The organism is Frigoribacterium sp. PhB107, assembly GCF_003751515.1.
GTDB lineage: Bacteria > Actinomycetota > Actinomycetes > Actinomycetales > Microbacteriaceae > Frigoribacterium.
The window spans coordinates 14,366-40,541 of the sequence record NZ_RJKU01000002.1 but is presented as its reverse complement, the minus strand read 5'-3'; the positions used below and the strand labels follow the sequence as shown (position 1 = coordinate 40,541).

Below are 26,176 nucleotides of genomic sequence, written 5' to 3'. Positions count from 1 at the left end.
ACGCCGACGCGGCCGAGGGGGCCGACGTCAGCTCAGGTCGACCAGTGGGCTCAGCGAGCGAGCGGTGACCGCCGCCTCCGGCAGGCCGGCGACGCCGAGCCAGTTGCCGATCATCTGGTAGCCGCCCTGGGTGAGCACCGACTCCGGGTGGAACTGCACGCCGTAGAGCGGCGCGGAACGGTGCTGCAGGCCCATGATCACCCCGCCGGAGGTGCGGGACGTGACCTCGAGGTCGCCCGGCACCGTCTCGTCGACGACGGCCAGCGAGTGGTACCGGGTGGCCGTGAAGGGCTGCGGCACGTCGGCGTAGAAGGCGCTGTCGTCGTGCTCGACGCGCGACGTCTTGCCGTGCATCAGCTCCTCCGCGTGCGTGACGGTGGCGCCGAGTGCCTCGGCGATGGCCTGGTGGCCGAGGCAGACGCCGAGCAGCGGCTTGTCGACGGCGAGGGCGGCGTGCACGACGTCGACCGAGACGCCCGCCGCCGCCGGCGTGCCCGGGCCGGGCGAGAGCAGGACGGCGTCGTACTCGGCGATGCGACCGGCGATCTCGTCGCGGCCGAAGGCGTCGTTGCGCACGACGTCGGTCTCGGCCCCGAGCTGCTGCAGGTAGCCGTTCAGCGTGTAGACGAAGCTGTCGTAGTTGTCGACGACCAAGATGCGCGTCATTGTTCCTCCACGGTGACGTCGGGGGCGGGGACGAGCTCGTTCACGAGCGGGAAGACCCACTCGACCAGGACGAACAGGACGGCGGCGAGGAGCACGAGCAGCAACAGGAGCCGCAGCCACCAGGGGCCCGGGAGCACGCGCCAGAGGGCGCCGTACACGGTCAGCCCCCGATCCCGGCCGCGGCCAGGGCGGCGGGCGGGCCGTCCGAGAGCGGCTGCCACGAGTCGAAGACGCCGTAGGCGACGATGCGCTCCTGGGCGGTGAACATGGGGTTGCAGCTGGTGAGGGTGATGAGGCGCTCCCCGGAGGCGGCGGAGACGTCAGGCGCGTCGGGCACGGGCTGGAGCACCGAGACCTGGGTCGCCTGCACGTACTGGAGGTTGCGGAAGGTGTAGGTGTACCAGCCGTCGGCCGTCTGGACGTAGAGCTCGTCGCCCGGTCGCAGGTCGGCGACCTTGTTGAACGGGGCGCCGTAGGTCGTCCGGTGCGCGGCGATCCCGAAGTTGCCGACCTCGCCGGGCATCTGCGTGTCGTCGTAGTGCCCGATGCCGATCTTGTTCAGGGTGCGGACCGTGCTCGTGCCGCCCGCGATCGGCACGGCGTAGTCGGCGCCGAAACGCGGCACGTAGAGGTTCGCGAAGGTCTCCGCCTCGGCGGGGGCGGCGGTGACCGGGGGGTCGCCGGCCTCGTCCGCGGTGGCGGGAGGCGCCTCCTGCGCCTGGCGCTCGAGCTGCTGCGACAGCTGCGAGGCCTGGTCCCGGTGCTCGCCCGCCACGACCAGGTCGTTGAACCACTGCTGCCACGCGATGAAGAGCAGCACCAGGACGCCGGCGGTGATGAGGAGCTCGCCGAGCACGCCGACGAACGACACGGGGCGGCGCCGTCGCCGGGGACGACGGCCGTCGGCGGGGGCGATGCGCGCGTCGACGGTCATGGGGTCGATCCTAACCGCGGCGCCTGGGGTGTCGGGGGCTGCACGCCGCACCCTGTGGACGAGGTCCCGCACGGCCGAGGGGCCCGTCAGGGCCGCCACGCTAGGATGTGCGCCATGGCTGCAGACAAGAACCCCACCTCGAAGCCCGCCCGCGCCCGCGCGGACCGCTCCGCCGAGGCGCGCCCCGCGGCCGACGCCCCGAACCCGGTGTGGTTCAAGCCGGTCATGTTCGGCTTCATGCTGATCGGCCTGGCCTGGATCGTCGTCTTCTACGTGAGCCAGAGCGCCCTGCCCATCGGCTCGCTTGGCTCGTGGAACATCTTGATCGGCTTCGGGATCATGTTCATCGGGTTCCTCATGACCACCCGCTGGCGCTAGGCACTCGGGACCCCGTCCCTCTCGAACAGGCGTTCGCACTTACACGGCTGTAACTATCCCCACTGTGGACAGTCCTGTGGATAAGTCGGTGGAGAACCCCGCTCGCTGAGATCGGACCAGTCCGACGACGAAGGAGGCGGCACCCAGGTGGGTGCCGCCTCCTTCGTTCTCCTCGCCTCGCGTCGGAGGCACCCGGGGGCCGGGTCAGAGGTAGCCGAGGTACATCGCCGAGCGCCCGAGGACGATCAGCAGGCAGACCGCGCCGATCGCGACGAGCCCCGCCGTCTGCAGGCCGGCCTTCGAGCGGTGGCGGGTCTTCGTGTAGAGGAACGACACGAGGGCGCCCACGACGAGCCCGCCGACGTGCGCCTGCCACGAGATGTTCGGGGAGACGAAGCCGATGGCGAGGTTGATGCCCAGCAGGACGAGCAGCTGGACGCCGTTCGAGCCGCCCAGGCTGCGCGCGATCACGAAGAAGCCCGCCATGAGGCCGAAGATCGCCCCGGACGCGCCCACCACCGGGGTGGTCGGCGACAGGAGCGTCACCGCGGCCGCGCCGCCCAGCCCGCTGATGAAGTAGAGCGCCGCGTAGCGGGCCCTGCCCAACGTCCGTTCGAGCTGTGCTCCGAAGATGTACAGCGCGTACATGTTGAAGAGGATGTGCAGCACGCTGCCGTGGGTGAACATCGACGTGACGATGCGCCACGGCTCGACGAGCGCGATCGGCGCGTAGTACGAGAACGCCGAGCTGACCACGCCGCCCGTGAGCACCTGCGCCAGGTACACGACGAGGCTGACGCCGATCAGGCCGTACGTGACGACCGGGGCCCCGCCACGGGAGGCGCTGCGGATGCCGCCCAGGACACGAGGCTGCACACGCGGAGCGGAGGCCTGGGCCTCGCGAACGCACTCCGGGCAGTGAACGCCCACCGCGGCCGGGGTCTGGCACTGGCCGCAGACGGTGCGACCGCACCGCTGGCAGAGCACGAAGCTCTGCCTGTCGGGGTGCCGGTAGCAGTAGTTCGCTGCGTCGGCGGGGACCTGTGTCACCTAGACCTCGTCGATGGTGACGCTCTCGATCACGACGTCCTCGAGGGGCTTGTCGCGCGCGTCGGTGGGGACGGCCTCGATGGCGTCGACGACCTTCTTGGACTCGTCGTCGGCGACGACGCCGAAGATGGTGTGCTTGCCCTGCAGCCACGGCGTGGCGACGGTGGTGATGAAGAACTGCGAGCCGTTGGTGCCGCGACCGCCCTGCTTGCCGGCGTTCGCCATGGCGAGGACGTAGGGCTCGCCGAAGTTCAGCTCGGGGTGGATCTCGTCGTCGAACTGGTAGCCGGGGCCGCCGATGCCCTGGCCGAGCGGGTCGCCGCCCTGGAGCATGAAGTCCTTGATGATGCGGTGGAAGACGACGCCGTCGTAGAGCCGGTCGGTGCTGACCTTGCCCGTGGAGGGGTGGGTCCACTCGATGGTGCCGGTGGCGAGCCCGGTGAAGTTGGCGACGGTCTTGGGTGCGTGGTCGCCGAAGAGGTTCACGGTGATGGTGCCGTGGTTGGTCTTGATGGTGGCGACAGCGGTGTGCGTAGACATGAAGCCATTCTCCCACAGGGCCCTCAGCACATCAGCGGGTGCCCAGCGAGCACGGTGTTACCTGCCAGGAAGCCTCGTGCCAGACTGGGAGGCCAGCATCGAACCGAGCCGTTGCCTACTAGTCGTTGGAGGAACACTGTGGCCCTGTCACGCAAGCAGAAGAAAGAACTGAAGAAGTTCAAGAAGCACGCGTTCGACGTGTGGTCCGAGCAGCGCGAGGTCGTGAGCCACGCAGGCAAGGTCATCGGCGACGCCCGCGACCACGGAGTCCGCTACGCCAACAAGAACGTGACGCCGCGCATCAAGCACGCCGTCGACCAGAACGTCCGCCCGGCCGTCTCGCAGGGCCTGTCTGCCGGCAGCCACGCCGCGACCGTCGCGCAGGACCGTCTGAAGCACGACGTCTACCCGGCCCTCTCCTCCTACTTCGGCGGTCTCGACCTCGTCAACGACCCCAAGGTCAAGAAGGCCGTCAAGAAGGCCAAGAAGCAGGGCGGCAAGTTCGCCTCGCAGGCCGCGAAGTACGCGCCCAGCAAGAAGAAGTCGGGCCCCGGCGTCGGCGGCGTGCTGCTGATCGGCCTCGGCGTCGTGGCGCTCGGCGGCCTCGTCTTCGCTGCTGTGCAGACGCTCCGTGCCGACGACGAGCTCTGGGTCGCCGACGACGACGCCGACACGAAGGCCTAGTCACTCAGTCCCCACCCGCACCACCCCGCAGGGCCCGTCTCCCCCCCCGGAGCCGGGCCCTCCGTGCACCCCCCGCACACCCCTGCCCCGCAACGAGCGAAGCGATGTTGCGACCGGCGACGAGCGAAGCGACGTCGCCCCCGCAACGAGCGAAGCGATGTTGCGACCGGCGACGAGCGAAGCGACGTCGCCCGCTCCGCGGGCGGCGGTGCCATCTGGGTCGGCGGAGCCGACACGCTGCGCCGCAGGAGCGGCGGCGCAGCCAGACGAACACGAACGAAAAATCCCCGCGAACCCACGACGTGGGCGAGCAGGGAAAGGCCTGATTTTTCGTGGAGCCTAGGAGAATCGAACTCCTGACATCCTGCTTGCAAAGCAGGCGCTCTACCAACTGAGCTAAGGCCCCGAGGCACCGGGTGAACCCGTAGGAGGACCTTCGGGAGTGGGGCTAACAGGACTTGAACCTGTGACCTCTTCGTTATCAGCGAAGCGCTCTAACCGCCTGAGCTATAGCCCCCGGACCGTCGTAAAGCCTACAGCACCACGACGGAGATGACGAATCGGCCGTGGGGGCCGATCCGACCCGGATCAGTTGTTCGTGAAGCCGACCAGCAGGCCGCCGGTGACCCGGACGCTCAGGTTGTAGAGCACGGCGACGACGGCGCCGAGCACGGTGCCGACCACGACGTTCAGCACGGCCACGACGATCGAGAACAGCATGACCTGCCCGACGTTGAAGCTGTCCTGGATGGTGAAGTTCTGGTCGCCCAGGATGTCGCGCAGCACCTGGTCGAGGTCGTTGAAGATGCCCGTCTGGTTGAGGATCAGCCAGATCAGGAACGTCGCCACGACGGTGACGATCCCCAGCGCGACAGCGATCAGGAACGACAGCTTCACGACGGACCAGAAGTCGATGTAGACGAGCTTCAGGCGCACCTGCTTGGTGCCGGACGGGCGCGCGGTCTTGCGCTGAAGCTTCTCGGCGACGCTACTCATTGGTCGGTTCCTCTCCGGTGCTGCTGTCGTCGGCCGTGTCCGCGAGTGTCTCCGTGACGGGCTCGACGGCGTCGATCACGTCTCCGGGACTGACTGCGGGCACGGCGTCGTTGTCGCCGACGGCGTCGATGACGGCCTCGTCGGACGGTGCCACGAGGTTGCGCTCGGTGTTGCGCGCCAGTGCGATGATGCGGTCGTCGGCGGCGAACCGCGCGAAGACGACACCCATGGTGTCACGTCCCTTCGCCGGTACCTCGGCCACGGCAGAACGTACCACCTTGCCGCTCGAGAGCACGACGAGCACCTCGTCGTCGTCGCCGACGATCAGGGCGCCGGCCAGGTCGCCCCGGGCCTCGGCGAGCTTGGCGACCTTGATGCCGAGTCCGCCGCGGTTCTGCACGCGGTACTGGTCCGCGCCGGTGCGCTTGGCGTAGCCGCCCTCGGTCACGACGAAGACGTAGCCCGTGTCGTCGGCCACGGAGGCGGAGAGCAGCGTGTCGCCCTCGCGGAAGGTCATCCCCTTCACGCCGGACGTGGAGCGGCCCATCGGGCGCAGCGAGTCGTTGGTGGCCGTGAAGCGCAGCGACATGCCGTGGCGCGAGACGAGCAGCAGGTCGTCGCTCTCGTCGACGAGCAGCGCCGAGACGAGCTCGTCGTCGTCGCGGAGGTTGATGGCGATGATGCCGCCGGTGCGGTTCGTGTCGTACTCGGTCAGGGCCGTCTTCTTGATGAGGCCGTCGCGGGTCGCGAGCACGAGGTACTGGGCGACCTCGTAGTCGCGGATGTCGAGCACCTGCGAGATCGACTCGTCCGGCTGCATGGCGAGGAGGTTCGCGACGTGCTGTCCCTTGGCGTCGCGTCCCGCCTCCTGCAGCTCGTAGGTCTTGGCCCGGTAGACGCGTCCCTTGTCGGTGAGGAAGAGCAGCCAGTGGTGCGTCGTCGTCACGAAGAAGTGGTCGACGACGTCGTCGGCCCGCAGCTGCGCGCCGCGGACGCCCTTGCCGCCGCGGTGCTGGCTGCGGTAGTTGTCGCTGCGGGTGCGCTTCACGTAGCCGCCGCGGGTGATGGTGACGACCATCTCCTCCTCGGGGATCAGGTCCTCGACGCTCATGTCGCCGTCGAAGCCGAGCATGATCTCGGTGCGCCGGTCGTCGCCGAACTTGTCGGTGATCTCGCGCAGCTCGTCGCTGACGATCGTGCGCTGGCGCTCGGGCTTGGCGAGGATGTCCTTGTAGTCGGCGATCTCGCGCTCGAGCTTGTCCGCGTCGTCCTGGATCTTCTGGCGCTCGAGGGCGGCCAGGCGGCGCAGCTGGAGGTTGAGGATCGCGGAGGCCTGGACCTCGTCGACGTCCAGCAGGTCCATGAGGCCGGCGCGCGCCTCCTCGACCGTGGGCGAGCGGCGGATGAGCGCGATGACCTCGTCGAGGGCGTCGAGCGCCTTGAGGTAGCCGCGGAGGATGTGGGCGTCCGCCTCGGCCTTGCGCAGGCGGAACTGGGTGCGCCGGACGATGACGTCGATCTGGTGCGCCACCCAGGCGGAGATGAAGCCGTCGAGCGCCAGCGTGCGGGGCACGCCGTCGACGATGGCCAGCATGTTGGCGCCGAAGTTCTCCTGGAGGGACGTGTGCTTGTACAGGTTGTTGAGGACGACCTTCGCGACGGCGTCGCGCTTCAGGACGATGACGAGACGCTGGCCGGTACGGCCCGAGGTCTCGTCGCGGATGTCGGCGATGCCGCCGATGCGGCCGTCCTTGACGAGCTCGGCGATCTTGATCGCGAGGTTGTCGGGGTTGACCTGGTAGGGCAGCTCGGTGACGACGAGGCAGGTGCGGCCCTGGATCTCCTCGACGTTGACGACGGCCCGCATGGTGATCGAGCCACGACCCGTGCGGTAGGCGTCCTGGATGCCGCGGACGCCCAGGATCTGCGCGCCGGTGGGGAAGTCAGGCCCCTTGATGCGCTCCATCAGCGCCTCGAGCAGCTCCTCGCGGGAGGCCTCGGGGTGGGCGAGCGACCACTGCGCGCCCTCGGCGACCTCGCGGAGGTTGTGCGGCGGGATGTTCGTCGCCATGCCGACGGCGATGCCGACCGAGCCGTTGACGAGGAGGTTCGGGAAGCGTGCCGGCAGGATGGCCGGCTCCTGCGTGCGGCCGTCGTAGTTGTCCTGGAAGTCGACGGTGTCCTCGTCGATGTCGCGGACCATCTCGAGCGCGAGCGGGGCCATCTTCGTCTCGGTGTACCGGGGGGCGGCGGCTCCGTCGTTGCCGGGCGAGCCGAAGTTGCCCTGGCCGAGCGCGAGCGGGTAGCGGAGGCTCCACGGCTGGACCAGCCGGACGAGCGCGTCGTAGATCGCCGTGTCGCCGTGCGGGTGGAACTGGCCCATCACGTCGCCGACGACGCGCGAGCACTTCGAGAACGCGCGGTCGGGACGGTAGCCGCCGTCGTACATCGCGTAGATCACGCGACGGTGGACGGGCTTGAGGCCGTCGCGCACCTCGGGCAGCGCACGGCCGACGATGACGCTCATCGCGTAGTCGAGGTACGAGCGCTGCATCTCGAGCTGCAGGTCGACCTGCTCGATGCTGTCGCGCTTGATCGCCGCGGGGAACGCGGTGGTGCCCTCGGGGGTGTCGTTCGGCTCGTCGGCCATGATTCTCCGTCTGTCGTGGTCTGCCCCGGTGTCCTCCGCGGGGCGCGGGCGTGCTCCGGCTCAGCCGGCGCACGCGTCAGATGTCGAGGAAGCGGACGTCTTTGGCGTTCTGCTGGATGAAGTTGCGTCGCGACTCGACGTTCTCGCCCATGAGCGTGTCGAAGATCGTGTCAGCCGCCGCGGCGTCCTCCAGGGTCACCTGCAAGAGGGTGCGCGTGTCGGGGTCCATGGTGGTCTCCCACAGCTCCTTGTAGTCCATCTCGCCGAGGCCCTTGTAGCGCTGGATCGCGTTCTCCTTGGGGATCCGCTTGCCGGCGGCCTTGCCCGAGACGAGGACGGCGTCGCGCTCGGCGTCGCTGTAGACGTACTCGTGCGCGGCGTTGCTCCACTTGAGCTTGTAGAGCGGCGGCTGCGCGAGGTAGACGTAGCCGAGGTCGATCAGCGGACGCATGTAGCGGAACAGCAGCGTCAGCAGCAGGGTCGTGATGTGCTGGCCGTCGACGTCGGCGTCGGCCATCAGCACGATCTTGTGGTACCTGGCCTTGTCGGGGTCGAAGTCCTCGCCGATGTCGGCGCCGAACGCCTTGATCATCGCCTGGACCTCGTTGTTGCCGAGTGCGCGGTCGAGCCGCGCCTTCTCGACGTTGAGGATCTTGCCGCGGAGGGGCAGGATCGCCTGCGTCTCGGGGTTGCGGCCCTGGACGGCCGAGCCGCCCGCCGAGTCGCCCTCGACGATGAAGATCTCGCTGCGCGAAGGATCTTTGCTCTGGCAGTCCTTGAGCTTGCCGGGCATGCCGTTCGACTCGAGCACGCCCTTGCGCCGCGTCTGCTCGCGCGCCTTGCGGGCGGCCATGCGCGCCTGCCCGGCCAGGATGCCCTTGCGGACGATCTCGGCGGCCTGCTTGGGGTTGCGGTCGAACCAGTCGGTGATCTGGTCGAAGGTGACCTTCTGCACGAACGACTTCGCCTCGGTGTTGCCGAGCTTGGTCTTGGTCTGGCCCTCGAACTGCGGCTCGCCGAGCTTGATCGAGATGACGGCCGTCAGGCCCTCGCGGACGTCGTCGCCCGTGAGGTTGTCGTCCTTCTCCTTGAGCAGGTTCTTCTCGCGCGCGTACCGGTTGATGAGCGTCGTGAGGGCCGCCCGGAAGCCCTCTTCGTGGGTGCCGCCCTCGTGGGTGTTGATCGTGTTGGCGTAGGTGTGGACGCTCTCCTGGTACGAGGTGTTCCACTGCATCGCGACCTCGAGCGAGATCTTCTTCTCGGTGTCCTCCTGCTCGAAGGCGAGGATGTCGTCGTGCACCGTCTCGACCTTCTTGACCGCGTTCAGGTACTGGACGTAGTCGACCAGGCCCTTCTCGTAGTGGAAGACGTCGTGACGGGGCTCGGCGTCGTCGGGCTGCGGGCGCTCGTCGCTGAGCTCGATCCGCAGGCCCTTGTTGAGGAACGCCATCTGCTGGAACCGGGTGCGGAGCGTCTCGTAGTCGAACTCGACCGTCTCGAAGATCTCGGCGTTGGGCCAGAAGGTGATCGTCGTGCCGGTGGTGTCGTCCTCCTCGCCCTTGGCGAGCGGCGCGACGGGGACGCCGTCGGTGAAGCTCTGGCGGTAGACGTTGCCCTGTCGACGGACCTCGACGTCGAGCTCGCTCGAGAGCGCGTTCACGACCGAGCTGCCGACGCCGTGCAGGCCGCCGGAGACCGCGTAGCCGCCGCCGCCGAACTTGCCGCCGGCGTGCAGGACCGTGAGGACGACCTCGACGGTCGACCGGCCCTCGACGGGGTGGACGTCGACGGGGATTCCCCGGCCGTTGTCGACGACGCGGACGCCGCCGTCTTCGCGCATGGTGATCTCGATGTGGTCGCACCAGCCGGCCAGGGCCTCGTCGACCGAGTTGTCGACGATCTCGTAGACCAGGTGGTGCAGACCACGCGGGCCCGTCGAGCCGATGTACATGCCCGGTCGCTTGCGCACCGCCTCCAGACCCTCGAGCACCTGGATCGCGCTGGCGCCGTAGGAGTCGTCGGGCTGGGCGTCGGCGGGGTTCGGTGTCATGTTCGCGGGGGCTCCTGGCGTCTGGGACGAGGGTCGTCGCCCGGCCGCGACCTCGCTGAGGACGGCTCGCGGACGACCTTGTGAGTCTACCGCAGGCCTGTCCCCCACGGGGCAGATTCCGCCCTCAGAGGGATTTTCCCGAGCCGGGTGGACGATTCACCCTCCCTAGCCGTAGGTATCGCGAGGGCCACGCCCTGGGACCGATCTGGGGCCGCGTTTCCAGGACGGGGCGTTGGGTGCCAGGAAACGCACCGACTGGATGCCGGCGTCGGGGTACCGCTGGACGATGGTCGTCGTCACCGTCCCGCGCATCAGCCGGAGCTGCGTCGCCCACGCCGTCGAGTCGCACTGCACGGTCAGGGTGCCGTCGTCGATGGACACCGGGTGCGAGTGCGCCGACAGCTCGTCGCCGACCATGTCGGGCCACGCGGCCATGAGGTCGGACTGCGCCAGGGGCGACTTCCAGCCCAGCTCGGACGTGACGCTCGCGAGCACGTCGGCGATGCCCCGGGGCTCACGTCCCGTGCCGAAGGGCTGGCTCGGCGAGCCGAGCTTGAGGGCCTTGCGACGCCTCCCGTCGCGCGAGCGTCCGTTCGGGTCGCCGAAGACGCGGCGGAACCTCAGGTAGACGCGCTGCGCCTCGTCGTCCGGCAGCGGCTCCGGGGGCGCAGGAGGCGGCGGTCCCGTCGTCGAGGAGGGCGCCTCCTCCGCAGGGCGCGGGGTCGGGTCGTCGTCGTCGGCGTTCACGACGGGTCCGCGGTCGCGCCCTTGGCGTCGGCTGGTGCCGCCGTGTCCGCGGTCACGGTCGCGGCCGTGACCTCTGCCGTGTCTGATTCCTCGACGATGGTGCCCGCGGAGATGCGCACGGTGTGCGCGGCCAGCCGGTCGGGCACGTCCTCCTCGACCGCCGCGGTGATGAGCACCTGCTCGTAGTCGGCCACGGCGTCGGCCAGACGCTCGCGGCGGGACCCGTCGAGCTCGGCGAAGACGTCGTCGAGCACGATGACGGGGTCGCCCGTGCTCGCCTCGGCGCGGACGACCGCCGCCGACGCGAGCTTCAGGGCGAGGGCGAACGACCAGGACTCGCCGTGGCTCGCGTAGCCGCGGGCGGGGAGGCCGTTGAGCGTAAGGAAGAGGTCGTCGCGGTGCGGCCCGACGAGGGTGAGCCCTCGGTCGAGCTCGCTGGGCCGGACCCGGGCGAGCGCCTCGCGGAACACGTCGGCGACCTCGGCCGGCGCCACCTGCTCGGTGGGCGCCTCCGGTGCGGGGGCGTCGTCGTCGACCGTCGCGCCGCGGATGCTCAGGACGGTCGAGAGCCGTGCCGCGTGGTCCTCGCCCGCGACGGCGGCGTACGACCGAGCCACCTCGGGGGCGAGATCGGCGACGAGCCTCTCGCGCGCGACGACGATCTCCGTGCCGAGAGCTACGAGGCGCTCGTCCCAGATGTCGAGGGTGCCGAGCTGACCTGCCTTGACGCCGGAGGCGCGGGCCGACTTGAGGAGCGTGTTCCGCTGCCGGAGCACCCGGTCGTAGTCCGCCTGGACCCCGGCGAACCGGGGCGCCCGGGTCACGAGCAGCTCGTCGAGGAACCGGCGCCGGCCCGACGGCTCGCCCCGGACGAGCGCGAGGTCCTCGGGAGCGAACAGGACGCTCGTGAAGTAGCGCGGCAGCTCGCGGGGCTTGATCGCGCTGCGGTTGACCTGGGCACGGTTGGCCCCGGTGCGGTTGATCTGCACCTCGGCGAGGAGCTCGCGCCCCTCGGACTCGAGGCGCGCGCGGACGATCGCCGAGTCGGTGCCCTGTCGGATCATCGCGGCGTCGGACGAGACGCGGTGCGACCCGAGGGTCGCCAGGTAGCCGAGCGACTCGACCAGGTTGGTCTTGCCCTGGCCGTTGCGGCCGACGAAGAGGTTGGGCCCGCGCGCGAGTGCGACTTCGGCGGAAGCGTAGTTCCGGAAGTCGGTCAGGCTCAGATGGAGTACTCGCACGCGGGCCGGAGGCGACTAGGCCTTCTTGACCGCGTGGCCGCCGAACTGGTTGCGCAGGGCGGCGACGGCCTTCATGGTGGGCGAGCCCTCGCCCTGGCGCGACACGAAGCGCGCGAAGATCGACGCGCTCAGGGCCGGCATCGGCACGGCGTGGGCGATGCCCTCCTCGAGCGTCCAGCGACCCTCGCCGCTGTCGTCGACGTAGCCCGAGAGCGCGTCGAGCTTGGGGTCGGCGTCGAGCGCGAGGACCATGAGCTCGAGCAGCCAGGAACGGACGACCGTGCCGCGCTGCCACGCCTTGAAGACCGCGGGGACGTCCTCGACGAGGCCCTTGGCCTCGAGGAGCTCATAGCCCTCGCCGTAGGCCTGCATGATCGCGTACTCGATGCCGTTGTGGACCATCTTCGCGTAGTGGCCGGCGCCGACGGGGCCCGCGTGGCTGAAGCCCTCCTCGCGGGGGCCCTCGGGGCGCAGCGCGTCGAAGACGGGCATCGCGCGCTCGACGTCGGCGGAGTCGCCGCCGACCATCAGGCCGTAGCCGTTCTCGAGGCCCCACACGCCGCCGGAGACGCCGGCGTCCATGTAGCGGATGCCCTTGGCGTCGAGGAGGGTCGCGTGGACCTCGTCGTCGAGCCACTTCGAATTGCCGCCGTCGATGACGAGGTCGCCCGGCTCGAGGACCTCGCCGAGGTCCTTGATGACGGCGTCGGTGATCTGGCCGTGGGGGACCATCACCCAGACGAGGCGCGGCGACGGGAGCGCCTGGGCGAGGGCGCCCAGGTCGGCGACGTCGGAGACGGCGGGGTTGGCGTCGTAGCCGGTCACCTCGATGCCCGCGTTGCGCAGGCGAGCGCGCATGTTGTTGCCCATTTTGCCGAGACCGACGAGGCCGATGTGCATGAGGATCCTTCGTTCTGTGGAGGCGTCGATCGTGGCGCCTCCGTCGTGTCGCGCTGTCAGCGCAGGAGGAGGTTGGGCTGCAGCAGGTAGCGGTAGCTGTCAGCGCCCGCCTGGTCCTTGGAGGACTGACTGGTGATCAGCACAGGACCGGGCTTGTTCGGGTTCTCCGTCTTGGTGAAGGAGATCCGCACGAACTCGGAGTGGACGGCTCCGAGGCCGTCGAGGAGGAACTGGGGCTTCAACGAGACCACCGTGTCCTCTCCCGTCAACAACGCGTCGATCGACTCTGATGCCTGCGCTTGTTCGCTGCCGACCGCCTCGAGGGTGAGGCCGTCGATCGTGAACGTGAACCTGAGGGCCGCCTCGCGCTCGAGCACGAGCGAGACGCGGCGGATGGACTCGACGAGCTCGGCGGTGTTGAGCACCGCGAAGTTCTCGACGGTCTCGGGGAAGAGACGCTTGACCGGGGGGAAGTTGCCCTTGATCAGCAATGACGTGACGGTCTTGTCGCCGGCCTGGAACGCGATCAGCTCGCGGTCGTCGCTGCCGGTGATCGACACGGACACGGTGCTGGCGCTGCCGAAGGTCTTGCCGACCTCCTGGAGGGTGCGGGCCGGGACGAGCGCCGTGGTCGTCTCGGTGCTGGCGGCGGTGCCGGGGTCGAACTCGATGCCCCGGACGGCCACCCGGTAGCGGTCTGTGGCCACGAGCGACAGGGCGTTCTCGGTGACCTCGAGCTGCACGCCGGTGATGACCGGGGTCACGTCGTCGCGGGAGGCGGCGACCGCGACCTGGGAGATGGCCAGCGAGAAAGCGTCCCCGGGCACGACGCCCGAGCGCTCCCCGACCGTGGGCAGCGTCGGGTACTCCTCGACGGGCATGCTCAGCAGCGAGAAGTTGGCGGAGCCGCAGCTCACGGCGATGCGGTTCTCGTCGGTCGAGAACGTCACGGGAGCGTTGGGCAGGCGGTTCGCGATGTCGGCGAGGAGGCGCCCCGAGACGAGGATCGTGCCGGGCTCGTCGACTTCGGCCGCGATGCTCGTCTGGGCCGAGACCTCGTAGTCGAAGGACGAGAGTGTGAGGCCGTCGGCGTCGGCCTCGATCAGCACCCCGCTGAGGATCGGCAGGGTCGTGCGCTGCGGGAGGAGCTTCACGGCGAAGGAGACGGCATCGCTGAAGACGTCGCGGTTGACCTGGAACTTCACGCGGGGACCCCTGTTCGACTACTCGCTCGTGGATGGCCCGCCAATACTGCCACAGCGAGGAGGCGGGCGGTCCCGGGCCCGAGGACCGCCGCCGGCTGTCCACAAGGTTGTCTCTCCAACAATTTCTTGTAATCAGGATTAACAGTCTTAACCGTTGTGCACAGTGTGGATAACCTGTTTAAAACCCCGAGGCCAGAGGGAACTACACGATTGTGACTTGTGCACGGAGTGTGGACTCGACGGGGTGATCGGGCGACGTCTTCCCCGTTCGCCGAGGTCGGTTCCCACAGGCCCGAGCGATCCGTGAACACCTGAGCTGTAGTTGTCCACGTCTTTCCACAAGTTATCCACACTGTGGGATCGATGGCTGTCCCCAGGTGCGGCAGGCCGCCTCCTGCGGGCTCGTGGACGCACGAACGGGCGCCGACCCGAGGTCGACGCCCGTCCGGGGCACGAGGCGAGGAGGCGCCGGCAGGGCGCCTCGACTCGCCTACTTGTAGCGGGTGTCCTGCTTGATGCGGCTCGTCAGCTCGGTCACCTGGTTGTAGATCGAGCGGCGCTCCTTCATGAGCTCGCTGATCTTCTTGTTCGCGTACATGACCGTGGTGTGGTCTCGGTTGCCGAAGAGCTGGCCGATCTTGGGGAGGGACAGGCTGGTCAGCTCTCGGCAGAGGTACATCGCGATCTGTCGAGCCGTGGCGATCGCCTGCGAGCGGGACGACCCGTAGAGGTCGTCCACCGAGAGCTTGAAGTAGTCGGCGGTGTGGTTGATGATGTCGACCGGCGCGACGATGTTGTCCTCGTCGAGGGTGATCAGGTCCTTCAGGACGGTCTGCACGAGGGCCATGTCGACCGCCGTGCGATTCAGGCTGGCGAACGCCGTCACCCGGATGAGCGTGCCCTCGAGCTCGCGGATGTTGCTCGACACCTTCGTGGCGATGAACTCGAGCACCTCGTCGCGGACCTGCAGCTTCTCGCTCTGCGCCTTCTTGCGGAGGATCGCGATGCGGGTCTCGAGGTCGGGTGCCTGCACGTCGGTGATCAGGCCCCACTCGAAGCGCGAGCGCATCCTGTCCTCGAAGCCCGTCAGGTGCTTGGGCGGCAGGTCGCTCGTGATCACGAGCTGCTTGTCGTGGTCGTGCAGGGTGTTGAAGGTGTGGAAGAAGGCCTCCTGCGTCGAGTCCTTGCCCTGCAGGAACTGGATGTCGTCGATCAGGAGGATGTCGATCTCGCGGTACCGCTGCTGGAACAGGTTCGAGCGGTTGTTGGCGATCGAGTTGATGAAGTCGTTCGTGAACTCCTCGCTGCTCACGTAGCGGACCCGGATGCCCGGGTACATCGTCTCGGCGTAGTGGCCGATGGCGTGGAGGAGGTGCGTCTTGCCCAGCCCGGACGAGCCGTAGATGAAGAGGGGGTTGTACGCCTTGGCCGGCGCCTCGGCGACGGCCACCGCCGCGGCGTGGGCGAACCGGTTCGAGGCGCCGATCACGAAGTTGTCGAAGCTGTACTTGGGGTTCAGCCGCGAGTCGTTGCGCTTGCCGGTCGACGGCGACTCGACAGGCGCCGGCACGAACGGGGCCTCGATGTAGTGGGCCGGCTCCGACTCCTCGGGCTGCTGGGTGAGGGTGTCGGGCGTGATGTCGGGGTTGACGGTGATGGCGAAGCTCGCGACCGAGGTGTCGCCGAGCGCGGCGATCGACTCGAGCAGCGGGGTGCGGATGCGCTGCTCGAGCATGCCGCGGGTCAGGTCGTTGGGCACCTCGAGGTAGAGCGTGCCGCCCAGCACGCCCTTCGGCTCGACCAGGCTGATGAAGCCGTGCAGCTGGGGAGTGATGCGATCGTCGGTCGTCAGGGTCGCGAGCACGGATCGCCAGAGGTCCTGGACCGGATCGACGGTGTTCGCCACGGGGCTCTTCCTACCTACTTATGCACAGGTTTCTCCACTGGCCGACGAGCGACGTCAGAGCCAGGAACACTGCTACTTCCCCAGAACTACGCGGATGCGGAGCGGGAGGTGCCCACTTTAGTTCGTCGGGCCACACCCTCCGCAACCGAGGTTGTCAACACTGTGGAGAACTCCGGGGAGGGCTGTCGTTTGACCGCAGGACAGAAGCCGCGTACTTTTAATCAGTTGAATCCCAGCCGACTCGGCTGACGAAGACTTCTCGGATCACGGCACCAGGCCAGGTCCGCATCCCCCTGGAGAGAACACCATGAGCAAGAGAACGTTCCAGCCGAACAACCGCCGCCGCGCCAAGAAGCACGGTTTCCGTGCCCGCATGCGCACCCGTGCCGGCCGCGCCATCCTGGCGCACCGCCGCGGCAAGGGCCGCACCGAGCTCTCCGCGTAGCAGCCTCCGTGTTGGCCCGGGCCAACCGGATCGTCCGCGCAGACGACTACCGCAACACAGTGCGCCGTGGCCGCAAGTCGGGCACGGCGCACTCGGTCGTCTACGTGCGTCGTCGAGACGACGACCTGGTCCGGTTCGGCTTCATCGTGGCCAAGACGGTCGGCAACGCCGTGGCGCGCAACACCGTCCGTCGGAGGCTCAAGCACGTGTGCCACGACATCCTCCCGGGGGTGCCGCCGGGCACCGACGTGGTCGTCCGGGCACTGCCAGGCAGCCTGGACGTTCCGTGGTCTACCCTGCTCAGGGACATCTCGGGGGTCGTCGACAAGGTCGTGGGACAGTGAAGCAAGCGGTGCAGTTCGTGACGTTGCTGCCGCGCAACGTGTGCGTCGTGCTGCTCCGCGCCTACCGGGCCGTCGTCTCTCCCCTCTACGGCGAGGTCTGCCGGTACCACCCGTCCTGCTCGCGGTACGCGCTCGAGGCCATCCAGCAGCACGGCGTCGTGCGGGGCTCGGCGATGGGCGCATGGCGGATCGGACGCTGCAACCCCTGGGCTGCCGGCGGCATCGACGACGTGACCCCGCCCCGGCGACAGAAGTACACCACCACGGCCTTCGGCTTCGTGGTCCCTCGATCCGACGTGGTCGCGCCCGCCCCGAGCGGCGTGCCCCGTCTCATCGTCCAGAGCCACGGAAAGGGCTGACCCGAACACCATGGACTTCATCGGAACCATCCTCTGGCCCCTCAGGTGGGTCGTCGAGGCGATCCTCGTGGGCTTCCACAACGTGCTCACCGCGCTCGGCATGGACACGGCCGCCGGCAGCACCTGGGTCCTGTCGATCGTCGGCCTCGTGCTCGTCGTCCGAGCTGCCCTCATCCCGATCTTCGTCCGCCAGATCAAGAGCCAGCGACGCATGATGGAGATCGCGCCCCGGCTGAAGAAGATCCAGGACAAGTACAAGGGCAAGCGCGACCAGTTCAGCCGCGAGGCGATGTCGCGCGAGACCATGGCGCTCTACAAGGACACGGGCACGAACCCGCTCAGCTCCTGCCTGCCGCTCCTCATCCAGATGCCGATCTTCTTCAGCCTCTACACGGTGCTGCACAACGCCCAGCAGGACAAGGTCGGCATCGGCCTCCTCAGCCAGGCGCTCTCCACCTCGTTCGGCGAGTCCTCGCTCTTCGGCGCACCGCTCAAGGAGACCTTCCTCGGCGCCACGACCTGGGAGGTCCGGCTGATGGCCGGCATCATGGTCGTCGTCATGACCGCGTCGCAGTTCATCACGCAGCTGCAGATCGTCTCGAAGAACATGTCGCCCGAGACCAAGGCGAGCCCGATGTTCAAGCAGCAGCGGATGCTGCTCTACTTCCTCCCCCTCGTGTTCGTCTTCTCGGGCCTCTCGTTCCCCCTCGGCGTCATGTTCTACTGGCTGACCTCGAACATCTGGACGATGGCGCAGCAGTTCATCGTCATCCGGAACATGCCCACCCCCGGCAGCGAGGCGGCCCTCGCCCGCGAGGAACGTCTCGCGAAGAAGGCCCAGCGCAAGGGCCTCGGGCTCGGCGACATCACCGTCACCGAGATCGAGTCCGCCCCCGCCGTGCCGAAGGCGACGCAGCGCGCGCAGCCCGTCGGCAAGAACCGCGCGAAGAAGCAGAACGGCGTCAAGAAGTAAGCAGCGCCGTGCTCCCCCTGCCTCGTGCGGGGGGAGCACGTCCGGCAGGCGATGCCGGCGACGTGTGACCGATCTACCCGGAAGAGGCGACGAGCATGACCGACAACGACACTGCCGACATCGACACCACCGGCGCCGACCTGCCCGAGGGCACCGCGGCGGCAGCCGAGGAGGCGACGGTCACGGACGACCGGCAGCGCACCTCCGGCGCGGCCGACGCGGTCGACGGGTCCGACGCCGCGTCCGTCATCGACGAGGGCGAGATCGCCGCCGACTACATCGAGGAGCTCCTCGACATCTGCGACTTCGACGGCGACATCGACATCGAGGTCCGCGGCGGCCGATCGTACATCTCGGTCGACGCCTCCGGTGAGGGGTCGCTGCGGACGCTGTCGAAGCCCGACACGGTCACGGCCCTCCAGGAGCTGACCCGCATCGCGGTGCAGACGAAGACCGGTGAGTTCTCCCGTCTCATCCTCGACATCGGCGGGTCGCGGCAGACCCGCGAGGCCGAGCTCGGGGCCATGGTCGACCGGGCCGTCGAGCGTCTCGAGGAAGGCGCGGAGGCGGCGTCCCTGCCGCCCATGTCATCGTACGAGCGCAAGCTGGTGCACGACATCGTCGCCGCCCGCGGCTTCGTCTCGGAGTCCGAGGGCGAGGGCCGCGACCGGCACACCGTCATCAAGCGCGGCTGACGCGATCGTGAGCACCGACCAGGCGGGCCTCCTCGAGGCCGAGCCCGCCGTCGCGCGGGAGATCTTCGGCGACCGCCTCGAGGTCGTCCGAGAGTTCACCGCCGACCTCGCCCAGCACGGCGAGGAGCTCGGGCTGATCGGACCCCTCGAGCTCCCCCGCTTGTGGACACGTCACGTGGTCAACTCGGGGCTGGTCGCGCCGCTCCTCCGATCGGGTGCGCGTGTGGGAGACATCGGCTCCGGCGCCGGCCTGCCCGGCTTGGTGCTGGCAGCCGCGCGCCCGGACACGACCCTCCTGCTCATCGAGCCGATGGAGCGACGGACCGACTGGCTCTCCGCCGAGGCCGAGCGTCTCGGCCTGACCAACGTCGAGGTGGTCCGGGCTCGCGCGGAGGACGTCGAGCTCGACGCCTGGCTCGACCAGGCGACCGCGCGTGCCGTGTCGGCGCTGACCAAGCTGATCCCGCTGACGGCCCGACTCGTCAAGACCGGTGGTGAACTGATCCTGATGAAGGGCGCGCGCGTCGACCAGGAGGTCGAGGCGGCCCGCAAGGTCATCGCCCGGACGCACCTGGTGGACGTCGAGGTGCTCGAGCTCGGCGTCGGGGTCGTCGACCCTGCAGAGACGACCCGGGTGTTCCGAGCCACCCTCGACTGACAAGGGCCGAGGAGGCGCTGGCCGGCGCCACAGGAAGCGATCTGAGCGCCCCGGGTGATCCACCGCCCGGCACGTCGCTGATCGTGGTCTGACAGCGGCCTGCCCGTCGATCTAGTTGCACACCGCCTTTGATCAGGGTATTTACCGGCTTTTGTTGAAAATGCATTGATCTCGGCGTTCTCGGGTCCGGAGCACGAGCGCTCGTCCGGCATGGCTCGTCATGGGGGCGGGACGACCTGCCAGCGGCTAGTTCGACGCACCTGCGACGTAGTTATGCACATGTTGGCGAGCCTGTGCACAAGCATGTCTCGCGCTCGTCTCGCACATCCCGCGCCAGCACTCGCCTCTCGTTTCACGTGAAACGTGGGCACGATCGGAGGGGCTCCGATGCCTGCCAGCACGACCCGGCGAGATAGAGTGGAGGCTCGGCTCAGCAGTCATGATCATCGTCGATCATGACCATGCGCGAGGCCGTTTCACGTGAAACACAGCGATGCGGAGATCCCCGGTGAGTTCATCCACGGAGTACGACGACAGCACTCCTCTGGCGCGCGAGCTCGCTGATCTCCGCCGTCGGCGCGAAGCATTGTCGAAGGACCCGCTCCCCGCGCCGGCCAAGACACGCATCCTGACCGTCTCGAACCAGAAGGGCGGGGTGGGAAAGACGACGACGACGGTCAACCTGGCTGCCGCCCTCGCTCGGAGCGGCGCTCGCGTGCTCGTGATCGACCTCGACCCGCAGGGGAACGCGTCGACCGCACTCGGGGTGGAGCACCGTGCGGAGACTCCCAGTGTCTACGACGTGATCGTGAACGAGGGCGACATCTCCGACGTCGTGCAGCAGAGTCCTGAGTTCCCCGACCTGTACTGCGTGCCCGCGACCATCCACCTGGCGGGGGCCGAGATCGAGCTCGTGTCGCTCGTGGCCCGTGAGCAGAGGCTCCGTACTCAGCTCGACGCTTACTTGTCGGCCACGGAGGCTGCGGGCGAGCGGTTCGACTACGTCTTCATCGACTGCCCGCCCTCGCTCGGACTGCTGACCATCAACGCGTTCGTCGCGGCCGGCGAGGTGCTCATCCCGATCCAGTGCGAGTACTACGCGCTGGAGGGGCTCAGCCAGCTGCTCCGCAACATCCAGTTGATCGAGAAGCACCTCAACCCGACCCTCCAGGTCTCGAGCATCCTGTTGACCATGTACGACGGGCGCACGAACCTGGCGAGACAGGTCGTCGCGGACGTGCGCGAGCACTTCCCGGCCGAGGCGCTGGACACTCTCATCCCCCGGTCCGTCCGCATCAGCGAGGCGCCCGGCTATGGTCAGACGGTCATCAGCTACGACACGAACTCACCCGGCTCGATCTCGTACCTCGAGGCCGCAGCAGAACTAGCACGACGAGGAGCACCCCAGTAGTGGCAACCAAGAGAACGGGTCTCGGGCGCGGCATCGGCGCCCTCATCCCCGTGGCAGAAGAAGGCCAGGACAGGCCCGTCGACGTCTTCTTCCCCACCGGACAGCAGACGGCTGACGAGCTGGTGGCGGTGCCAGGCGCTCGGCTCGCCAACCTCAACCCGCTCGACGTCGTGCCCAACGCGCAGCAGCCCCGTGCGGAGTTCCGCGAGGAGGAGCTGGCTGAGCTGGTCACCAGCATCCGCGAGGTCGGTGTCCTCCAGCCCATCGTGGTGCGCCCCCTCCCTCGCGACGCCTCTGCCAACGGTGCGACCGCGGCTCCGCAGTACGAGCTCGTCATGGGCGAGAGACGTCTGCGGGCCACGAAGCAGCTGGGCCTGGCGACGATCCCCGCGATCGTCAAGGAGACCGCCGACGAGTCGATGCTCCGCGACGCCCTGCTCGAGAACCTGCACCGAGCGGAGCTGAACCCGCTTGAAGAAGCATCCGCTTATCAGCAACTCCTCGCAGACTTCGGCATCACGCAGGAGGAGCTGTCGAGTCGCATCGGCCGCAGCCGGCCACAGATCTCGAACACCCTTCGCCTCCTCCGCCTCCCCGCGAGCGTGCAGCGACGAGTGGCGTCGGGTGTCTTGTCGGCGGGCCATGCCCGGGCCATCCTGTCGACCGGTGACTCGCTCCTGATGGAACGACTAGCCGACAAGATCGTCAACGAGGACCTGTCGGTGCGTGCCGCCGAGGCCGCCGCCGCGGGCACGAGCATCAAGCCCCGCACGACCCGGGCTGCTGTTGGGCGTCACCAGGCTCATCTCGACGAGGTCGCCGAGAACCTCGGGGATCGGCTCGAGACCAAGGTGAAGGTCAAGATGGGGGCCAGGAAGGGCTCGATCGCCATCGACTTCGCCTCGATGCAGGATCTCAACCGGATCCTCGCTGCGCTGGGGCAGGATCCGTTCTCCCAGTAGCCCTGGCGGCCTAGTCGACTCGGTCACGGCCTGTTTCACGTGAAACGCCCGCTCTCTGTCCGGAGGAGGCGGGCGTTTCGCTCTGGACGCAGGCTCAAGCCACCGGGTGGTCGCTGTTTCACGTGAAACGTTCTTCTCTGGACAGAGGGAGCAGGCGCGGGATGGCCGATGGTTCGCGGCCCGGTGGATCGCCCGTGTGCACGGCAGGCGCCCGCCCCGTCCGAACGACAAGGACTAGCATCTCGTCATTGGTAATCTCGGGCCCCGTCGGTCGGGCGGACCCTGCATCTCATCTGCAGTTCTGTGCGCCCGTGACGGGAGGCAATCGCGTGTCGGCCTATCTCGCAGCGGCCGGTTCCGCTACTTGCGTTCCGCGCGAAACGCCCGCCCTCTCGAACGAGAGGGCGGGCGTTTCACGTGAAACAGTGTCACGCGTGGTCGAGGACGGCCTTCTCGGCGAGAGCCGCGTAGACCAGACCGAGCTCGAAGCCAGCGGCATCGAGGGCCATGGGGACGAGCGAGGTCTCAGTCAGGCCGGGCAGGACGTTCACCTCGAGGAACCACGGGGTGCCCGCCGCATCGACGATCAGGTCGACCCGGGAGAGGTGGCGGAGGCCGAGAGCCCGGTGCACGGTCACGGCGGTCTGGGCCGCCGCCTCCTGCGCCCGAGCATCGAGGCGGGCCGGGGTGAAGAACGTCGTCTCGCCCGCGTTGTACCGGGCCTCGAAGCCGTAGACGCCGTTGCGAGGGACGATCTCGACGGCCGGCAGGGCGGAGGGGCCGTCGCCCGTGTCGATGACGCCGACCGCGATCTCGGTGCCGGTGATCTTCTGCTCGACGATCACGTCGTCGCAGTACGTGTAGGCGTCCACCATCGCTCGGGGCAGCTGATCAGCGAATTCGACGACGGTGACGCCCTGCGCCGAGCCGCCCCGGGCTGGCTTCACGACGACGGGGACCGGGTGCTCTTCCGAGATGGCGGCGAGTACCCCGGCCGCGCCGAGCTCACGGAAGGAGTCGTGCGAGAGGGTGATGCCCCGGGGCGTCCGGACCCCGGCGCGGTGCGCGAGCTCCTTCGCGGTCGGCTTGTCCCACGCGAGCCGCGCCGCCGCCGAGCTGCTGCCGACGAAGGGGATGTCCAGCGCCTCGAGCAGACCACGGAGGGCGCCGTCCTCGCCGCTGGCGCCGTGCAGGGCGGGCCAGACGACGTCGGGTCGGGTGGTGGTCAGGTGTCCGAGCAGGGAGGCGTCGGGATCGCGCAGGTCGACCTCGATGCCGTTCGCGACGAGGCTGTCGACCACGCGCCTCCCCGACCTCAGCGAGACGTCCCGCTCGTGGGAGATGCCCCCGGCAAGCACGGTGACCTTCTTGACGGCGCTCTGTGTCATCGGGCTCTCTCTCGTGGATCGGCCACGTGGTCGTCCCGTGGCGGCGTTTCTGCTTAAGCGCTGATCAGTTGGTGTTCGGCGGCGGTGTCGACACGCCGGTGCGCATCGTCAGGGGCGAGCCGAGGCGGGCACCGGAGAACGTCGCGAGCAGGTCGAGCTCGCCGTTGACCACGGTCGCGAGCCGGGCGATGCCGGTCCGGATCGACTCGGGCGTCGGGTAGCAGAACGACAGCCGGATGTTCTGGCGGCCGCCGCCGTCGGCGAAGAACGCCGTGCCGGGCGTGTACGCGACCAGCTCCTTGACGGCCCGGGGCAGCATCGCCTTCGAGTCGAGCTCGTCGGGCAGGGTGACCCAGACGAAGAAGCCGCCGTCGGGCACGGTCCAGCTGAGCGACGGGAGGTACTCCCCCAGCGCCGAGATCATGGCGTCCCGACGCTCGCGGTAGAGGCCGCGGAACGACTCGATCTGACCGCGCCAGTCGGCCTGGTCGAGGTACTCGGTGATGACGAACTGGCCGAACGAGTTCGGCGAGAGCGTCGCGGACTCGTTGGCGAGGATGAGCTTCTCGCGGATGGCGTGCGGGGCGAGGGCCCAGCCGACGCGGAAGCCGGGAGCGAGCGTCTTGGAGAACGAGCCGAGGTAGATGACGCCCTCGTCGTCGACCGAGCGCATCGCCTGGGGGGCCGGCTGGTCGAAATACAGGAGGCCGTACGGGTTGTCCTCGAGGACGAGGATGCCGGCGTCGCGGCAGATCTCGAGGATCTCGAGCCGGCGGGCCCAGGTCAGCGTCACGCCGGCCGGGTTGTGGAAGTTGGGGATCGTGTAGAGGAACTTGATGGTGCGGCCCTCGGACCTGACCCGCGCGATCGTCTCTCGCAGCGCCTCCGGCACGAGGCCCTCGGCGTCGGTCGCGACGTGCGAGACGTCGGCCTGGTAGGCCTTGAAGACGCCCAGGGCGCCCACGTAGCTGGGCGACTCGGCCAGCACGACGTCGCCCGGGTTGACGAACAGCCGGGTCACCAGGTCGAGGGCCTGCTGGGAGCCCGTGGTCACGACGACGTCGTCGGCGCTGCCCCGGATGCCCTCCATCGCCATGATCTGCATGATGTGCTCGCGGATGGCCGGGGTGCCCTGCCCGGAGCCGTACTGCAGGGCCATCGCCCCGCCGTTCTGCGACATCACGCGGTCGATCGCCCCGGTCACGAGCTCGCGCGGCAGGGCGGAGACGAACGGCATGCCACCGGCCAGGGAGACGACCTCGGGTCGGCTGGCGACGGCGAAGAGGGCTCGGACCTCGGAGGCGCTCAGGCCGGCCGTGCGGTCGGCGTACGAGTCGTACCACGGGTCGAGGTTGGTGCCCTTGTCGGTCATGTGCGTCCCTGTCGGTCAGAGGTGGTGCGGTTCAGGATATGCCCGGAGCGGCCCGGAGACGGCGAGAGCCCGCCCAGCGGGTGCTGGGCGGGCTCTCGGGCGGTGCATCGACGCGGGGTCGACCTACGCGAGGAACTCCGCCAGGTCGGCCTCGAGGGCCGGCTTCGGCTTGGCGCCGATGACGGTCTTGACGACCTGGCCGCCCTTGTAGACCTTCATCGCCGGGATCGACGTGATCTGGTACTGCATGGCGGTCTGCGGGTTGTCGTCGACGTTGAGCTTGACGATCTCGATCTTGTCGGCGTTCTCGGCCGCGATCTGGTCGAGGATCGGCGAGACCGCGCGGCACGGGCCGCACCACTCGGCCCAGAAGTCGACCAGGATCGTCTTGTCGGACTTGAGGACGTCGGCCTCGAAGGAGGCGTCGGTGACTGCCTTGGCGCTGCTCATGGTGGTTCCTTTCGTCGGGGGGTTCGTGTGTTCGTGCGTGCGGGCCGACGTCGTCGACCTGCGGTCGCAGGTCAGGCGGAGACGGGCTCCGGGGCGACCGACTCGGCGGTGTCGATGCCCTCGGCGGCGCCTTCGGTGTGCTCGGCTAGAAAGGTCTGGTCGAGGCTCGCCAGGAAGTGCTCGGCGTCGAGCGCGGCCACGACTCCGGAGCCGGCCGCGGTGGCCGCCTGGCGGTAGGTGTCGTCGACGACGTCGCCCGCCGCGAAGACGCCGCGGAGGTTGGTCTTCGAGCTGCGGCCCTCGACGGCGATGGTGCCGCTCGAGGTGAGGTCGACCTGGCCGTGCACGAGGTGCACGCGGGGGTCGTTGCCGATGGCGATGAAGAGTCCGTCGAGGTCGAGGTCGCTCGTGCTGCCGTCGACCGTGTCGGTCAGCTGCACGCCCGTGGCCTTCTCGTCGCCGAGGATCGCCGTGACCTGCTTGTTGAACAGGAACTCGATCTTGTCGTTGCCCTGCGCGCGGTCCTGCATGATCTTCGAGGCGCGCAGCGTCTCGGAGCGGTGGATGACGTAGACCTTCGAGGCGAAGCGCGTCAGGAACGTCGCCTCCTCCATGGCCGAGTCGCCGCCTCCCACGACCGCGATCTCCTTCTGCTTGAAGAAGAAGCCGTCGCAGGTCGCGCACCAGCTGACGCCGCGGCCGCTGAGGCGCTCCTCGTCGGGCAGGCCGAGCTTGCGGTACGCGCTGCCGGTCGCGAAGATCACGGTCAACGCCTCCTCGACGGTGCCGCTGCCGAGCGTGACCTTCTTGACGTCGCCCGTCAGGTCGACGCTCGTCACGTCGTCGAGCAGGACCTCGGCGCCGAACTTCTCCGCCTGCTCCTGCAGCTTGAACATGAGCTCGGGGCCCTGGATGCCGTCGGGGAAGCCGGGGAAGTTCTCGACCTCGGTGGTCTTCATGAGCTCGCCGCCCGCCTCGACCGAGCTCGCCACGATCAGCGGCTCGAGACCGGCGCGCGCCGCGTAGATGCCCGCCGTGTAGCCGGCGGGTCCGGAGCCGATGATGATGATCTGGCGCATGGCACCTTCCTCAGTGACGTTCGTGGATGACGGGAGAGGGACTGCGGGCGGTCTGCCCGTCTCGCCCTCGCTCGACCGTCTGGTGCAACACAT

27 protein-coding genes and 2 tRNA genes are annotated in these 26,176 nt (G+C 68.7%); 10 read left to right on the top strand and 19 right to left on the bottom strand.

Features of this window, described 5'->3' with window-relative positions:
* Window positions 1–27: 27 nt before the first annotated feature.
* The 3 genes from EDF18_RS08265 to EDF18_RS08260 are packed head-to-tail and all read right to left on the bottom strand — an operon-like array spanning window position 28 to window position 1,600.
* Entirely contained in the window at window positions 28–666 is a 639-nt protein-coding gene (locus tag EDF18_RS08265) for an aminodeoxychorismate/anthranilate synthase component II (RefSeq protein WP_123547412.1), read from the bottom strand.
* Entirely contained in the window at window positions 663–824 is a 162-nt protein-coding gene (locus tag EDF18_RS16465) for a hypothetical protein (protein WP_166644836.1), read from the bottom strand. The genes EDF18_RS08265 and EDF18_RS16465 overlap by 4 nt, the downstream gene beginning before the upstream one ends.
* 2 nt (window positions 825–826) lie before the next feature.
* Entirely contained in the window at window positions 827–1,600 is a 774-nt protein-coding gene (locus tag EDF18_RS08260) for a class E sortase (RefSeq protein WP_123547411.1), read from the bottom strand.
* A gap of 114 nt (window positions 1,601–1,714) precedes the next feature.
* Here EDF18_RS08260 and EDF18_RS08255 point away from each other — a divergent pair, with 114 nt between their 5' ends.
* The gene (locus tag EDF18_RS08255; RefSeq protein WP_123547410.1) at window positions 1,715–1,978 is read left to right on the top strand and encodes a cell division protein CrgA; all 264 of its coding nucleotides are present in this window, start codon (window positions 1,715–1,717) and stop codon (window positions 1,976–1,978) included.
* A 204-nt stretch (window positions 1,979–2,182) separates the two neighbouring features.
* Here EDF18_RS08255 and EDF18_RS08250 read toward each other — a convergent pair whose 3' ends face one another.
* Window positions 2,183–2,854, bottom strand: coding sequence for a rhomboid family intramembrane serine protease (locus tag EDF18_RS08250; protein ID WP_233569070.1), 672 nt, complete (start codon window positions 2,852–2,854; stop codon window positions 2,183–2,185).
* 174 nt (window positions 2,855–3,028) lie between these two features.
* Window positions 3,029–3,568 (bottom strand): peptidylprolyl isomerase, encoded by a 540-nt coding sequence (locus tag EDF18_RS08245; RefSeq protein ID WP_123547408.1) that lies wholly within the window; start codon window positions 3,566–3,568, stop codon window positions 3,029–3,031.
* A 138-nt stretch (window positions 3,569–3,706) separates the two neighbouring features.
* Here EDF18_RS08245 and EDF18_RS08240 point away from each other — a divergent pair, with 138 nt between their 5' ends.
* Entirely contained in the window at window positions 3,707–4,252 is a 546-nt protein-coding gene (locus EDF18_RS08240) for a hypothetical protein (protein WP_123547407.1), read from the top strand.
* Window positions 4,253–4,585: 333 nt separating this feature from the next.
* Here the strand turns inward: EDF18_RS08240 and EDF18_RS08235 are convergent.
* From EDF18_RS08235 to dnaA, 10 genes are all read right to left on the bottom strand, one after another.
* Window positions 4,586–4,658, bottom strand: a tRNA-Ala gene (locus EDF18_RS08235).
* A gap of 37 nt (window positions 4,659–4,695) precedes the next feature.
* Window positions 4,696–4,769: transfer RNA gene (locus tag EDF18_RS08230), tRNA-Ile, on the bottom strand.
* Between the two features lie 71 nt (window positions 4,770–4,840).
* A complete protein-coding gene (locus tag EDF18_RS08225; protein ID WP_123547406.1) occupies window positions 4,841–5,248 on the bottom strand; it encodes a DUF3566 domain-containing protein in 408 nt (135 codons plus the stop codon).
* On the bottom strand, window positions 5,241–7,898 hold the full coding sequence (gene gyrA / locus EDF18_RS08220; RefSeq protein WP_123547405.1) for a DNA gyrase subunit A: 2,658 nt from the start codon (window positions 7,896–7,898) through the stop codon (window positions 5,241–5,243). The genes EDF18_RS08225 and gyrA overlap by 8 nt, the downstream gene beginning before the upstream one ends.
* 76 nt (window positions 7,899–7,974) lie before the next feature.
* On the bottom strand, window positions 7,975–9,948 hold the full coding sequence (gene gyrB / locus EDF18_RS08215) for a DNA topoisomerase (ATP-hydrolyzing) subunit B (protein WP_123547404.1): 1,974 nt from the start codon (window positions 9,946–9,948) through the stop codon (window positions 7,975–7,977).
* Between the two features lie 165 nt (window positions 9,949–10,113).
* Complete coding sequence (locus EDF18_RS08210) at window positions 10,114–10,695, bottom strand: DUF721 domain-containing protein (protein WP_369878220.1); 582 nt, start codon at window positions 10,693–10,695, stop codon at window positions 10,114–10,116.
* Window positions 10,692–11,936 (bottom strand): DNA replication/repair protein RecF, encoded by a 1,245-nt coding sequence (gene recF, locus EDF18_RS08205; RefSeq protein WP_123547403.1) that lies wholly within the window; start codon window positions 11,934–11,936, stop codon window positions 10,692–10,694. The genes EDF18_RS08210 and recF overlap by 4 nt, the downstream gene beginning before the upstream one ends.
* Window positions 11,937–11,951: 15 nt before the next feature.
* Window positions 11,952–12,836, bottom strand: coding sequence for a phosphogluconate dehydrogenase (NAD(+)-dependent, decarboxylating) (gene gnd / locus EDF18_RS08200; protein WP_123547402.1), 885 nt, complete (start codon window positions 12,834–12,836; stop codon window positions 11,952–11,954).
* A gap of 56 nt (window positions 12,837–12,892) precedes the next feature.
* Window positions 12,893–14,041, bottom strand: a complete 1,149-nt coding sequence (gene dnaN, locus EDF18_RS08195) for a DNA polymerase III subunit beta (RefSeq protein ID WP_123547401.1) — start codon at window positions 14,039–14,041, stop codon at window positions 12,893–12,895.
* A 490-nt stretch (window positions 14,042–14,531) separates the two neighbouring features.
* Window positions 14,532–15,947: a chromosomal replication initiator protein DnaA gene (gene dnaA / locus EDF18_RS08190; RefSeq protein WP_123547400.1), complete on the bottom strand. Its 1,416-nt coding sequence runs from the start codon at window positions 15,945–15,947 to the stop codon at window positions 14,532–14,534.
* Window positions 15,948–16,254: 307 nt separating this feature from the next.
* On the opposite strand from dnaA, the gene rpmH reads away from it, so the two are divergent.
* The 8 genes from rpmH (at window position 16,255) to EDF18_RS08150 (ending at window position 21,794) form a co-directional block, all read left to right on the top strand.
* Window positions 16,255–16,392, top strand: coding sequence for a 50S ribosomal protein L34 (rpmH, locus tag EDF18_RS08185; protein ID WP_123356527.1), 138 nt, complete (start codon window positions 16,255–16,257; stop codon window positions 16,390–16,392).
* 8 nt (window positions 16,393–16,400) lie between these two features.
* Entirely contained in the window at window positions 16,401–16,736 is a 336-nt protein-coding gene (rnpA, locus tag EDF18_RS08180) for a ribonuclease P protein component (RefSeq protein ID WP_123547399.1), read from the top strand.
* Window positions 16,733–17,095, top strand: coding sequence for a membrane protein insertion efficiency factor YidD (yidD, locus tag EDF18_RS08175; RefSeq protein WP_123547398.1), 363 nt, complete (start codon window positions 16,733–16,735; stop codon window positions 17,093–17,095). The genes rnpA and yidD overlap by 4 nt, the downstream gene beginning before the upstream one ends.
* 10 nt (window positions 17,096–17,105) lie before the next feature.
* Window positions 17,106–18,068, top strand: coding sequence for a membrane protein insertase YidC (yidC, locus tag EDF18_RS08170; protein WP_123547397.1), 963 nt, complete (start codon window positions 17,106–17,108; stop codon window positions 18,066–18,068).
* A gap of 95 nt (window positions 18,069–18,163) precedes the next feature.
* Entirely contained in the window at window positions 18,164–18,763 is a 600-nt protein-coding gene (locus EDF18_RS08165) for a R3H domain-containing nucleic acid-binding protein (RefSeq protein WP_123547396.1), read from the top strand.
* A gap of 7 nt (window positions 18,764–18,770) precedes the next feature.
* The gene (rsmG, locus tag EDF18_RS08160) at window positions 18,771–19,421 is read left to right on the top strand and encodes a 16S rRNA (guanine(527)-N(7))-methyltransferase RsmG (RefSeq protein ID WP_123547395.1); all 651 of its coding nucleotides are present in this window, start codon (window positions 18,771–18,773) and stop codon (window positions 19,419–19,421) included.
* A gap of 508 nt (window positions 19,422–19,929) precedes the next feature.
* Window positions 19,930–20,832, top strand: coding sequence for a ParA family protein (locus tag EDF18_RS08155; RefSeq protein WP_279586177.1), 903 nt, complete (start codon window positions 19,930–19,932; stop codon window positions 20,830–20,832).
* Window positions 20,832–21,794: a ParB/RepB/Spo0J family partition protein gene (locus EDF18_RS08150; RefSeq protein WP_123547393.1), complete on the top strand. Its 963-nt coding sequence runs from the start codon at window positions 20,832–20,834 to the stop codon at window positions 21,792–21,794. The genes EDF18_RS08155 and EDF18_RS08150 overlap by 1 nt, the downstream gene beginning before the upstream one ends.
* Before the next feature lie 428 nt (window positions 21,795–22,222).
* On the opposite strand, the gene EDF18_RS08145 is transcribed toward EDF18_RS08150, so the two are convergent.
* The 4 genes from EDF18_RS08145 to trxB form a co-directional block, all read right to left on the bottom strand.
* Window positions 22,223–23,182, bottom strand: a complete 960-nt coding sequence (locus EDF18_RS08145) for a D-alanine--D-alanine ligase (RefSeq protein ID WP_123547392.1) — start codon at window positions 23,180–23,182, stop codon at window positions 22,223–22,225.
* Between the two features lie 64 nt (window positions 23,183–23,246).
* Window positions 23,247–24,554, bottom strand: coding sequence for a PLP-dependent aminotransferase family protein (locus EDF18_RS08140; RefSeq protein ID WP_123547391.1), 1,308 nt, complete (start codon window positions 24,552–24,554; stop codon window positions 23,247–23,249).
* A 123-nt stretch (window positions 24,555–24,677) separates the two neighbouring features.
* A complete protein-coding gene (gene trxA / locus EDF18_RS08135) occupies window positions 24,678–25,004 on the bottom strand; it encodes a thioredoxin (RefSeq protein WP_123547390.1) in 327 nt (108 codons plus the stop codon).
* 71 nt (window positions 25,005–25,075) lie between these two features.
* Entirely contained in the window at window positions 25,076–26,083 is a 1,008-nt protein-coding gene (gene trxB, locus EDF18_RS08130; RefSeq protein ID WP_123547389.1) for a thioredoxin-disulfide reductase, read from the bottom strand.
* Window positions 26,084–26,176 lie beyond the last annotated feature (93 nt).